This window comes from Elusimicrobiales bacterium (assembly GCA_041651175.1).
GTDB lineage: Bacteria > Elusimicrobiota > Elusimicrobia > Elusimicrobiales > Elusimicrobiaceae > JAQTYB01.
In genome coordinates this window covers 54,243-67,050 of sequence record JBAZJT010000008.1, presented here as the reverse complement: position 1 = coordinate 67,050, position 12,808 = coordinate 54,243, and the positions used below count along the sequence as shown (strand labels likewise).

Annotated in this window: 8 protein-coding genes; 3 read left to right on the top strand and 5 right to left on the bottom strand. The window is 59.2% G+C overall.

The features are described from left to right. Positions 1–2: 2 nt before the first annotated feature. Complete coding sequence (gene glmM / locus WC421_06060) at positions 3–1,352, bottom strand: phosphoglucosamine mutase (GenBank protein MFA5161791.1); 1,350 nt, start codon at positions 1,350–1,352, stop codon at positions 3–5. A gap of 108 nt (positions 1,353–1,460) precedes the next feature. Beyond that, complete coding sequence (cdaA, locus tag WC421_06055; protein MFA5161790.1) at positions 1,461–2,234, bottom strand: diadenylate cyclase CdaA; 774 nt, start codon at positions 2,232–2,234, stop codon at positions 1,461–1,463. A 173-nt stretch (positions 2,235–2,407) separates the two neighbouring features. On the opposite strand from cdaA, the gene bglX reads away from it, so the two are divergent. After that, positions 2,408–4,612, top strand: coding sequence for a beta-glucosidase BglX (bglX, locus tag WC421_06050; GenBank protein ID MFA5161789.1), 2,205 nt, complete (start codon positions 2,408–2,410; stop codon positions 4,610–4,612). A gap of 325 nt (positions 4,613–4,937) precedes the next feature. Here the strand turns inward: bglX and WC421_06045 are convergent, their stop codons facing one another. Together WC421_06045 and WC421_06040 are read right to left on the bottom strand one after the other, a co-directional pair. After that, the gene (locus WC421_06045) at positions 4,938–6,596 is read right to left on the bottom strand and encodes a hypothetical protein (protein ID MFA5161788.1); all 1,659 of its coding nucleotides are present in this window, start codon (positions 6,594–6,596) and stop codon (positions 4,938–4,940) included. A 16-nt stretch (positions 6,597–6,612) separates the two neighbouring features. After that, positions 6,613–8,664 (bottom strand): hypothetical protein, encoded by a 2,052-nt coding sequence (locus tag WC421_06040; protein MFA5161787.1) that lies wholly within the window; start codon positions 8,662–8,664, stop codon positions 6,613–6,615. A gap of 304 nt (positions 8,665–8,968) precedes the next feature. On the opposite strand from WC421_06040, the gene WC421_06035 reads away from it, so the two are divergent. Continuing rightward, complete coding sequence (locus tag WC421_06035; GenBank protein ID MFA5161786.1) at positions 8,969–10,720, top strand: hypothetical protein; 1,752 nt, start codon at positions 8,969–8,971, stop codon at positions 10,718–10,720. Positions 10,721–10,729: 9 nt separating this feature from the next. Beyond that, positions 10,730–11,131, top strand: coding sequence for a T9SS type A sorting domain-containing protein (locus WC421_06030; protein MFA5161785.1), 402 nt, complete (start codon positions 10,730–10,732; stop codon positions 11,129–11,131). Here the strand turns inward: WC421_06030 and WC421_06025 are convergent. Continuing rightward, positions 11,121–12,806 carry a tetratricopeptide repeat protein gene (locus tag WC421_06025; GenBank protein ID MFA5161784.1) on the bottom strand — a complete coding sequence of 562 codons (1,686 nt, stop codon included), beginning with the start codon at positions 12,804–12,806 and terminating at the stop codon, positions 11,121–11,123. The genes WC421_06030 and WC421_06025 overlap by 11 nt on opposite strands. Positions 12,807–12,808: the final 2 nt, after the last annotated feature.

Below are 12,808 nucleotides of genomic sequence, written 5' to 3'. Positions count from 1 at the left end.
GTTTATGCGGCGCGCGCGGTGTAAAAATCCAGGATGCTTTCGCAGGCGCGCTCCACCGCGGCGCGGTCCGGCCCTTCCACAAGAACGCGCAGCTTCGGCTCCGTGCCGGAGTAGCGCACCACAATTCTTCCGCCGGAGAGCGTCCTCTCCTGCTTTCTGAGCATCTCGTCAAAACCCGCGACGTTTTCCAGCGGTATTTTTTCTTTCACCGTTACGGCTTTGAGCAATTGCGGATACTTCGGCAGCAGCCTGCCGTAATCGCTCATTTTCATGCCGGAGCGTTTAAGCAGGGCTATGGCCTGCACGGCGGACAGCAGCCCGTCCCCGGTGGGCAGGAAATCCCTGAATATGATATGGCCGGAGGCTTCCCCGCCAAGCGAGAGCCCCTCTTTTTCCATCGCCTGGGAAATGTATTTGTCGCCCACCTGCGTAAGCTCGCAGGAGACGCCAAGTTTTTTCAACCCGTTTACGATGCCCAGATTGGACATTACGGTAAGGGCGACCTTGTCGTGTTTGAGCCGCCCCTCTTTTTTAAGCTCCAGCGCGGCCATGGCGATGATGTCGTCGCCGTCCAGAACGGCGCCGGTTTCGTCTGAAAAAATAACGCGGTCGGCGTCGCCGTCCAGGCTGAAGCCGCAGTCGGCCCCCAGTGCGGCGGTTTTGGCGCACATCGTCTGCGGGTGCAGCGCGCCGCAGTTGCGGTTGATTTTTTCGCCGTCGGCGGAGCAATTGATTGCCGTTACCCGCGCGCCCAGCCGTTCAAAGGCCCTGGGCGCTATGTCGTAGGCCGCGCCGTTGGCGCAGTCAACGACTATTTTCATCCCGTCCAGCCTGACGCCGGCGGTTTCCACTATGAAATTCTCGTAATCCCGGACATAATCCGGTTTGGGAACGGTCAACCGTCCGGGAAGTTTCAGGTTGGCGGCTTTATCGTCCGGCGCGGCCTCGCCGCCGGCGGCGATGGCGGCCTCTATCGCGTTTTCGGCGGTTTCGTCCAGCTTCACGCCGGCGGCGGAGAAAAATTTTATCCCGTTGAACTCCGGCGGGTTGTGGCTGGCCGAGATGACCGCGCCGAACGCCGCCTTTTCCTGCGGCACAAGATAGGAAACCGCCGGCGTGGGGGCTATGCCTGTGTCCAGCGGCTCAAACCCCGCCGCGCGCATTCCGCGCGCCAGCCAGTCCCGCAGTTTCTCGCCGGAGAGGCGCGTGTCCCGCGCGATTATCACCGAACCGCCGTTTTTCCCGCCCACGGCGCGCGCGGCCTCGCGCCCCAGCCGGACCACGAAATCCTCAACCAGGGGGAATTTCCCCGGAATGCCGCGTATGCCGTCGGTGCCGAAATGTTCGCCCATCGTTATCCGTGCCTGCGGCTGGCCAGCAGCCAGACCAGCACCGCCAGCGCGACGGAAACCAGCATTACCTGCCAGTCGCGTTTTATAACATCGGGAATTTTCATAAAATCAGCCTCGCGGCGCGCGCCGCAGCAGGTTCTTCTCCGCCTTGGAGCGGTAAAGGTCCAGCAGCCGCTTTTCCGTGTCGTCGGGGTCCACGGGGGTTTGTATTCGTCCGCCGCGCACCAGGGCCAGCTCGCCCCGCTCCTCGGAGACTACAAGCACCACCGCGTCCGATATCTCCGTTATGCCCAGAGCGGCGCGGTGGCGCATGCCGAATATCTTGGAAACCGTCTGCTCCTGCGAAAGCGGCAGTATGCACGCCGCGGATATGAGCCGGTTGTCCGACACTATGGCCGCGCCGTCGTGCAGCGGCGTTTTGTTCATGAAAATGGAGATGAGCAGCTCTTTTGTTACGACGCCGTTTATGGTGGTGCCTGTGCGCACGAAGTCGCGCAGTCCGGTTTCCTGCTCCAGCACCACCAGCATGCCGATTTTGTTTGCCATGCAGTAGCGCACTGCGCCCATCAGTTCCTTGATGAAATCAAACTCATGCGAGACCAGGATGTTTCCCAGCGGCTGGCTGCCCAGCTCGGCCAGCGCAAGCCGCAGCTCCGGCTGGAACACTATCACCAGCACCACTATCCCGGCCACCCAGAACTGGGTCAGCAGGAAGGCGGTGGCCTTGAGCCCCAGCACGTCCGCCGACACGGTGATAAAAGCCAGCAGCAGAATGCCCCAGAGCACCTGCATGGCGCGGGTGCCCTTTATGATGAGTATAAGCCGGTATATTATCGCCGAAGCGATTAAAATGTCTATCGTGTACCCTATTATTTTGAGCATAGCCAGCCTTCGGATAATTCTACAAATTTGAAGGCCGCGTGTCTTGCGCCGCAATTTTGGGTATAATGGAATCGGTTTTGAATCCGCGACATGCCGGATTCCATAATGGCCTGCTTCAACTGTGGCGGCGGAGCGGGGAGAGTCGGGCAGACACAATCACTAAGGAGACAAACATGAAGATAATCGCAGTGTTGTATGCGGTTGCGCTGGCAGCCCTGCCGGCCTGCGCCTCGCAGGATATTGAAAGCCGGATAGACGATATTCTCTCAAAGATGACGCTTGAGGAAAAACTCGGCCAGATGCAGCAGCTGGACGGCAATTACGATTCCGGGGCGGCCACCCCCGAAGTGATGGGGCTTGCCCGCAAGGGGCTGATAGGCTCCACCCTCAACGTCCGCGGCGCCAAAAACACCAATGAATTGCAGCGCGCGGCGATGGAATCGCGGCTGAAAATCCCCATGATTTTCGGCTTTGACGTAATTCACGGCTACAAGACCGTTTTCCCCGTGCCGCTGGCGGAAGCCTCCACCTTCAGCCCCAAGATAGTGGAGGAGGACTCCGCTGTCGCCGCGCGCGAGGCGCGGTCGTCCGGCGTGCACTGGACATTCGCCCCGATGATGGACATCGCGCGCGATCCGCGCTGGGGCAGAATCGTGGAAGGCTCCGGGGAGGATCCCTATCTCGGATCCGCCATGGCCAGGGCCCGCGTGCGCGGCTTCCAGGGCAAGGATTATTCCGCGCCGGACAAAATAGCCGCCTGCGCCAAACACTGGGCCGCCTACGGCGCGGCGGAAGCCGGGCGGGATTACAACACCGTTGACATGTCCGAGCGGACGCTCCGGCAGGTTTATCTCCGGCCCTTCAAGGCCGCCGTTGACGAGGGCATAGCCACGTTTATGGGCGGGTTCGATTCCCTCAACGGAATTCCCGCCAGCGCAAACGAGTGGCTGACGCGCGGCATTCTCAAGGGCGAGTGGAAGTTTGACGGCTTTGTTGTCAGCGATTACACCTCCGTCAAGGAACTGATATGCCACGGCATCGCCGCCGATGACGCGGACGCCGCCCGGGTCGCCCTAAACGGCGGCATGGACATGGAGATGGTCAGCAAGGTTTATAACGAGAACGGCGTTGCGCTGGTCAAGGACAAACTGGTCGCCAAAAAGGATATAGACGATGCCGTCCGCCGCATACTGCGCGTTAAAATGCGTGCCGGGCTGTTTGACAAGCCGTATGTGGATGAGAGTCTTGAAAAGACGGAAATACTCTCCCCGGAAAACAGGGGCGCGGCCTACCGCTCCGCCGTGGCTTCCTTCGTGCTGCTTAAAAACGACAAAAACACTCTGCCCATCCCCTCCGGCGTCAAAAAGATGCTTCTGGCCGGCGACCTGGCGGACGACACCACCTCCACCATCGCCTCCTGGTGCGGCGACGGCGTTCCCTCGGATGCGATTACAGTGCTGCGCGGCCTGGTGGCGCGCGCGGCGCGCGCCGGCGTGGAGATTAAATACGTCCGTGGCGCGGGTCCTTATGTGTCAAAGGACGACGATATCGCAGCCGCCGCAGCCGCCGCCAAGGATGCGGATTTCATCCTGGCGGTCGTGGGAGAGAACGCGGATATGACCGGCGAGGCCACCTCCCGCTCCGACATTTCGCTTCCCGGCAGGCAGCTTGAGCTGGTTCAGGCGCTGGCAGCGGCGGGCAAGCCGATGGCGGTGGTCCTGATGAACGGCAGGCCCGTTGAAATCAACTGGCTGACCGCCAATGTGCCGGCCATACTGGAAATCTGGTACCCCGGCACCATGGGCGGAACCGCAGTCGCCGACGTGCTGTTCGGCGACAAGTCGCCCGGCGGCAAGCTGCCCGTTTCCTGGCCGCGCGCCCTGGGCCAGGTGCCGATATACTACAACCATCTCAACACCGGACGGCCCATCCCGCTGGACAAGCCGGACGAGAAGTACGCCTCCCGCTATCTGGACATCCCGAACACGCCGCTGTATCCGTTCGGCTACGGGCTCAGCTATTCCAGGTTCGCCATTTCGGACCTGGCGGTAAGCGCAAGCACCATACCGCTCAACGGCACGGTAACCGTAACCGCCTCCGTGCAGAACATGGGCGACAGAAGCGCCGACGAGGTTGTTCAGCTCTACATACGCCAGCCGGTCGCCAGCGTGTCGCGCCCCGTGCGCGAGCTCAAAGGCTTCGAGCGCGTAACCCTCGCCCCCGCCGAGAAGAAAACCGTGAAATTCACCCTCGGCCCGGACGAACTGGCCTATTACGGCAAGGACATGAAGTTCTCGGTGGAGCCCGGCATTTTCAAGGTGTGGGTTTCCAACTCCTCCGAAGACGGGCTGGAAGGACAGTTCCTGGTTGCGAAATAGAATTACCGCAGGCAAACCGGCGTCCGGGGCATTCCCGGACGCCGGTTTTTTTTATGTCTGCGCTGTCCGCGCGTTTTTGCGAAATTGTTCGGCCTGCTTAGGAACAAACAATTTCGCAAACAATTTCACAAAAATTATGCACAGGAGTGTCCCGCTCTCCGCCGCCGAATTCCGCTATCCAACTGCGATTTCCGGGTAAACATGCGTCAGCTTGTTCTGCCGCCGCGTCGCCATGGCAGGGCATATCCACGGCATGTGAAAATCAAGATGAGTGGATATGCGCGCAATCATGGACAGCCAGTCAAATGACCGACGGAGAACGCCCTTATCTAAACCGCATTGCGGCTAGTGTGGAAAAAGCCAGTCCGCAATAATGCGCTGCATACATGAACAAGGCGCTGTCCAGAAAATACCGCAAGTCGTCAAATGTGAAAACAACAGCGCCGAACAATGCCGACGACAGCACGCATATATGCGAAAATGCCGACAACGACGCAAGAAACACAAGGTCCCTGTCCCACTTGTGCCGCCATGTCAGAATGCCCGCCATAAGCAAGGCTGCCGCTAATCCCGGCACGAAAAAGGCAACGTTGAAAAACAATACTTTCTCGAAAATTCCGCCCGCGATACCGCCTATGCGCACGTCTTCCCCATCCGGATTTTTGCCGGTCACGGCAGTCTTCAGTCCGGCCAGATAACAGTTGAGCGGTCCCGGCGCCGCCAGCAATCGCAGCAATGAGTCGTTTTGAGCAATCCAGAACGAGTCGGTGGAGTCCCGCCACCACGGATGCACAAGCTCGCGCGCGCCATAATACCAGCCGCCGTGCAATGGCCTCCATTGATTCGCGCCCATTCCCATGGCAAAGGCCAGAGGCAGTCCGTTCCCGCGCGACGGCCGCATTGTCAGCATGCGCATGTCCCAACCATACAGATTGCGCAGCCGGCCCAGCACATCGGCAATATACTGCCATGGATGATGCATAACGGCCTTCATGAACCAGCGGATTTCGAAAGAGCGCGCCTTGCCGCCGTCGTAATTGAAATGAGCCGCCACCGTGCGGCAGGCGCCGCGCCACTGCAAATACCCGGGAATTACCGGCGCTTTCAGTTCTTCGGACAGCCGCGCCAAAAATTCCCTGTCCCCGCAGGAGGGGTTACGCAACTCATCATCCATGACCGAACTCACAATCCGGGCATTGGCCGAAAAAAGCACGTCGCCGGGCGTGGTTTTGGCAAACAGGTCATTGTGCGAGAAATACTGCCCCGCAAGCCACAGCGACAATAGCGCAACGCCGGTGAACGCCGCTGACCGCGTTGCAACACCGCGCAACACATTGGAAACCCTTACCGCGTATATGCCGCAGGCCGCGCAGAGACAGAATATGGGCAGAAAACGCGGCTGGTACATCGCAGCCACCGCGCCCGCAGCTATTATTCCGATTCCCCACTCAAACGTATTGCCTGTTTTAATCGACGCCGCGATTCCTGTGAAACACAACAACACTGTCGCGCAGAAAAACGGCATCATGGCTTCGCTGACAATCATATGTTCCAACGTTGCCTGCCAATTGTTTGTAAGGAATGCGGTTATCACGCAAACAAAGGCGGCTTCCGCCAGCACAACCGCCATGAGGCTGCCCATGCGGTTTTTCAACTTCAGCAACGCCAGCAAAAGAATTCCGCCCGCCATAATTCCGGCGATATGCTGCAATACCGCAATCGCCCGGAAATCGCCGAAAATTCCAATCACCGCATACAGAAATGCCGGATAAATAAAAGGACGGCCAAAAACGGTTTCGAAGCTGCCGCCGTAAAGCGCGGATATTGCCGGCTTGAGGAATCCCCAGGTATCCGCCGTGGAGGCAGGCAGCGTATCCAGCTTGAAACGCAACCATGTGCCGCACAGAAAGGCAAAGGCCAAGGCAGTCCACAATATGGCGGCATGTATGCGTTCGCGGGAGAAGGTTTTTTCAGCTATAGGCATACAATACCATTTGGGTTTATGCCGCTGCGGCCCGATTGCGCCGCCGGATAAGCGGTATGACGATGCAAACGGCAACCGTTAAACCGGACAGAACAAGCCCCAGTTCGAACCAAGGGTCGCGATAATAAACCCTGGCATCGGCCTGTCCCGGCGGCAGCTCAATCATAATTTGCCCGTTGGCCGTCGGCGCAATTTGCGCGGTCTTTCCGTTCACCACCGCCTTGAAAAAGGGATTATAAAGCGCATTGACCACCGCCGCGACGGGGGGGCCGGATTTTTTGGAAATGCTGACACCGTTGACTGAAAAACTGTGATACAATTCGACACTGCCGCCTGCGCCGGCAGGATAAACCATGGGACGGGCCAGAGAATCATTGAAAATCGCATATTCTGAATCCCCCTGTTCCCGTCGTATGCCAGATGCCGCTAGAAATTTTTCATAAAACGGCAGCGAGGAATTTTTGATTATGTACCGCCTCACCCCCCAACCGCGCAAATATGGCAAAACCGTGGTGAACTCCCTTATATCCAGCGGCAGAACAGCGGAATCGTTAAGGCCGAATGTCATCTCGGCATTCAGCCTGGGCACCAGCACCTGATATCCGGCGAAGCAGTGGTATCCCCACAATGTCGCATAATCGAACGCGGCGAGTCTCAGGTCGTCGCGCCTTGTTATCACCATTCCCCTTGTTACATCCGTTCTGCAGGGAGTGACGGCAACGATCCTGCCGGAGATGTCCGGTCCGGAAATGGGCGGCGTCAGCGGCGGAATTTCAGTGAAACCGGTGAAATCCCTTGGCGGCAGCATCAGATAGATGAATGCAAAACCCGCAATGCTCAGCGCCAGCGAAACCGCAAATAACGCCGTCCTGTGTACACGTTTCAGCTCAAAAGCGGCATAACCCGCCGCTCCCAGGGCTGTCAATGCGAAATTGACAAACAGCACCAGCTTGAAATTAACGCGGAATCTGTTCATCACCGGCACAAGATACAACAGTCTGTTGAAAAGCCCGAAAGACCATGCAAGCGCCACGACAAACAATACCGCGGCGGCCTTGCCTTGCGCGGACCATTCTCTGAAACGGCGCGTCGCAAGCAACCAGACAGCGAAGAAAACCATCACCCATCCCACCGTGGCATAACAGGGCAGCAGCAGCCCCCTTAAAGCCTCCGGACGGAACAACCGGGCAAAAAACCCGTCATGATACATCCATTCAGCCCGCACCGGCCATACCAATCCCTGAAGCCACAGCAAGAGATTGTTCGGCTCCGAGGCGAATTCGAAATAAGGCAGTGGACCGCTTCTGTCAGCCGAAATACGGACCAGATGCCACATCGGCAGCAACAGCGGCAGCGCCAGCGCGCCGGTCAGGATATGACTTGCCATATATTTCCGCAGGGCGGCCTTGTCCGGCTTTTTCCCGCCGAACAGCGGGATGGAGGCTATATATAATATTTCAAGCAGCGCGGCGTGAACGAAGTATTGCGGATAGCCGGTATAGAAAAGCCCCAGCCGCGCGGCGGCCAGAGCAAACGCGCTTCCGGCATTCTGCAGCGTACGCGAGGCAAGCGCCAGCATCAGGGGGAAATACGCGACCAGCGGGCAGACGAAGAACCAGTTCGCGCTCATGTACACGGCGAAACCGTTGAGCGGCCATGCCAGCCCGCCCAAAAAAGCTGCTCTCCGCCCAGTGCCGGCCTTGTCCAGGAAATAAAACATCGCCGCCCCGCCGGCCAGGAGATGCAGTATTATGTAAATATCCACCGCCGCGAAAATATGCCCGAAAACCAGCTTGCTCAGCCCTACGGCCATGTAAGACGGCGGGTAAAGCGTTGCGCTCTGTCCCGGGGCCATGAAAGGCAAGCCGAGAAACTGGTGAAAATTGAACAGCGCCAGGCCGCCCTCTGTCAATGCGCGCCAGTTATGCGCCAAGGCTCCGAGAAAAGCGACACGGTTGTCGTCCTGAAGGAAATAATAGTGATGGCGCAGTTCCAACACCCAGAAAAACGCGGACAGAACCGCAGTCAGAATCCAGACGTTGGCCCATCTTGTTTCTGGCGAAAGCAAGCCCCCATCATTTAACGTCACACCTGTCATAAGGCTCAAAATGTATCCACTGTGACTTTCATTTTATCACATTGCAGAACCAGCCCATCGTTTCTAAACACCGCGAAATTGTTTGTGGACTAGCTTGTTATTTGCTGTTATAATTATAGTGTTTTTGACGCTCTGGGAACGGTTCAGGAGAACTGTTCAGGGGTTGTTTGTGTTTGTGTCGGGCGCGGTTTGTGGCGGACGATTGGCTGATATGACATTTTTGCGCCGGATATCATTGCGGAATTTATGGAAAGCCCCTGCCGGGGGGCTTTCGATGCATTCATTTTTCGGAGCGGACGGGAAATGCCGTGCCCGCGCCGGCGTTTCGCGCGGCAGCCGGGCCGGTTCCTGGATAGTTGGCGCCGCGGCGGTGTTTGCCGCCGCCGTCATGTTTGCCGCCGCCGCGCGCGCGGAGACAGTGATTACCACGGACGGAAGCCTCTCGCTTGACCTGCCGCCCGGCTGGGAAACGACGCTGAAGGAAGACGACAGAGACACCGTTTTGTATGTTAAAAGCCGCCGGTTTGAGTTCTCCGTCAAGACACTCAACGAGGAAATAGGCTCCCGCTACGTGCAGGCGCGCCTCAAGGATGATATAAGCATGCTGCGCGGGCGCGGCTACATCCTCTCCGGCGTTGTGGAGGCGTATTCCATTCATGCGGGCGGGACCGCATATTACACAGTCTATAACATCGGCGAGACGGGTATAAGAACCGGGTATTTCACTTATGACGGCAATACCTATTCCGTTCTGGCCTCCGGCGTGGGAGCCTCCGATTTTGAGGGCATACTCTATTCCGTCAGGCGGGCGGGAGATCCTCCGCCAGGTTACACGGCCAAGGGACGCAAACCGGGCCGCAAAACGGCGGTCTCTGCCGCCGGCGCTGAAAAGCCCGCCGAGCCTGCCGGAGAGGAGGTGACTCTTGTTGCCCGGCTGCCTTCCGCTATCCCGAACGCGGGCAGGGGGGAAAGGGCCCGCGCCGGCAGTGTTATTTCCATGCCCTCGGCATTGCCGGAACCGTCTTCGCCGCAGGAGCCTGCTATTTCCAGGCGCAGCCCTGCATTGCCCGCGCCGCGCGCTGCCGCAACGGCTGCCACTGCGCAGACTCAGGCATTGGAAGTAACTTCCGTTCCGGCGGCGGTGCCGTTTGTGCCCAGAAATCCGCTGCCTTTATGGGTGTGGATGCTTGCCGCGGCGATGTGGTTTGCCGCCATGATGTATTCTTCAGTATATGCGGGAGGGCTGGCCTATCCAAAGCTGGAGCCTTTGCCCAGGAATATGCCGCCGGACTTTTTCTTCCCGCTTATGATAACTCGTTATGTGCTGCCGTCGGTAGTGGAGTATGCCGTAGCCAGCCGTCCGGGACAGAAGGTGTTCGCGCGCTACGAGCGCGGCGGCGAGGCTTTGCTGGTGTTTTCCATATACGGGTTTGCTGCGCTGCATATCATGTGGAGCGCAGCCGCCTCTTTCAATCTGGATAAATCCGTGTTTGAGGCTTTGCTGACACTGCCTGCGGGCTGGGTGCTGGCCTCGTATCCCGAACTGCCGTTTATGACCTTGTTCGCTGTGGCGATGGTGATGCGCCAGGTCTCGCGGCACAGGATAGCCATAATGGACGCCAGCGGCAGCACCGTCCTGGAAGCGCAGGAGGATTCCGACGGTATAGAGATGCGCGACGGCAAGGGAATGGCCTGCGGCAGCGTGAGGCGCGTAAACAGCAGCCGCAGTTGGTATTATTGCGACAGCGACGGCACCATCATATTCGAATTGCGCGACGAGCATCCGGAACTGCATCTGCTGCGCAGGATGTGCGGCAGCCTTTCCGGCAAGATTAACGCGCGCTACGGCGTTTTCCTCAAGGACCGCCGGGCGGGATTTGTCCTCAACGACCCGTCCTCGTCGGATAAATTCCAGTTTCATCTTGAGTTCGGCTATGCGCGGCTGGCGCACCCGACGCATATACTTCTCGTCATGTTGTATGCCAATGCCCGCAACAGGGATTATCCGTATCCCTGGATATTTTAGGAGGTTGTCATGCTGATTATAGCGGCTGTTTTGTTTTTCGGCTGTTTCCCGCAGGCGCTGGCTGGCGATGCGCCGGCGCGGGACAAGGGGGCGGCGTCTTCCGCCGGACAGGCGGGCGCGCCGCAGTCCGCCTCATCGTTGCTGGCGGGGGTGCATGCCTATCCCAATCCGTTCAAGAAATCCCAGGGGGTTTCGTCTGTAACTTTCACTAATCTGCCGGCGCAGGCGGAAATACGGATATATACCGTTTCAGGCGAACTGGTGCGCGATATCGGCAAGAACGATTCCGGCAGCACCGCGTTGTGGGACCTCAATAATGCCGCAGGCTCGCGCGTGGCCAGCGGGCTGTATCTCTATATGGTGGATTCCGGCGGCGAGAAAATATACGGCAAGCTGCTGGTTATCTGGTGAGCCGCGTCCTGCGGGATTTTATCTTCACCCGGTTTTCGCATTGCATGCAGCGGTAGGTTTCCATGCCCAGCCGGGTTGAGGACACCTGCCTCATCGGTCCTTTGCAGCGCGGGCAGCGCAGCACGGATTCGCAGTCGCCGCAGAGGACCGGGGGCGTGTCCTCCGGCTGGGAGATATCCGGGTAGTCGGCTATCACCGCCTGGCAGCGCGCGCAGCGCACCTGCTGGCGCGAGCCGTAGTTCTGCGGCAGCGAGGGGATAAGCTGCGCCGCGGGCGAGGCCCACTTGTTGTCCGGGCGAAAGCGCAGCCATCTGCGCCAGGCCCTGCCCCGGGCGATTACCGGCTCCAGCGATTTTTTCTCCGGCTGGCTTAGAATGCCCATCATCAGGAAAATACGCTCCAGCATGTCCACGGGCGTCCAGAAGGCCAGTATTATCCCGCCAAGCTCCGCTATCCATTCCGAGCCGCGCAGCCCCGGCGGCATCTGCTTGACGATATTGACCGCGCCGGAAAGCAGCGCATCCATCGTCTGCTGCGACACGGCGGATTGCGCCTGCCCGCCCCGCATCCCGGAAACAAGCGCCGCCGCATAGCGCGAAAGCGAGTCAATGCCCAGCGCCGCGCTCTGGCCCGCCAGCGGAATTCCGGCGAAACGGACAGAGTTGTCGGACACGCTTTTCAGATACAGCGCGAATGCCGACAGGAAACCCTCTATCCCGTCGCAGACGCGCGGCGGCCTGCGCGGCGGTATTTCCGGCGGCGCGGGCTGGCGCGGGAACAGGGCTTTAAGCCGCTTGTCCATATCATAGAGCGCGGCGCGCTGCGCCTCGGAAAACGGGGCGGCGGGGGAAACCTTTATAAGGCGCAGCTTCATGTTGGCCGGCGCGCGCGGCGCGGCGGCGTGGAGGGCGCGCTCCTCCAGCGAATGCAGGAAGCCGGATATGGTCTGGCCCCTGGTCAGATTGTCAAGCCGCTTTTCAAGCTCCCCGGCAAGGGGCAGCAGCTTCTTGTCCGTGCGCGCGTAGGCCGCCAGCCGGCTTATCGTAACCGGGTCTATCATGTCCTCCACCGGGATGGACAGGAAAATTTTTATGGCCCGCTTTTTCTGGCCGTGGTCGTAGAGCAGGTTGCCCAGGTAGGAGCGCGCCTCGTAAAATTCCGGTTTCATGCGCAGCGCGGCGCGTATCTCGCGGATGGCGGCGGTGTGATGTCCCTGCCCGCTGTGCACTATCCCCAGCCCGAAACGCGCATAGGGCCGCTCCGGTGTCGCCGCCAGCGCGGCGGCAAAGGCGCGTTTTGCCTCTTCAAAAAGCCCGTGCTCCAGCATTGCCATGCCCAGATGTTCCAGCAGCACCGCCGAATTGGAATGGTGTTTGTGTATTTTCTCCGCGCAGTCAAGCGCGTCCTGTTTTTTGCCCAGGCTCAGGCAGGCCTCGCACATCGCCGACAGCGCGTCCCCGTTGTTGGGGGAGTCGTCTAGCAACTCGCGCAGCAGGTCGCGCGCGATGGCGTAATTGCCAAGCCGCAGCTGCGCCAGCGCCACGCCAAGCTTGAGCCGGAAATCGCCCGGATAAAGCTCCAGCCCCTCCTGCATCAGTTTCAGGGCGCGGTAATACTCGCCCTTGAACCAGAGCTGCCGTCCGGATTTTTCAAAATGCTGCGCTGAATGTTTCACCC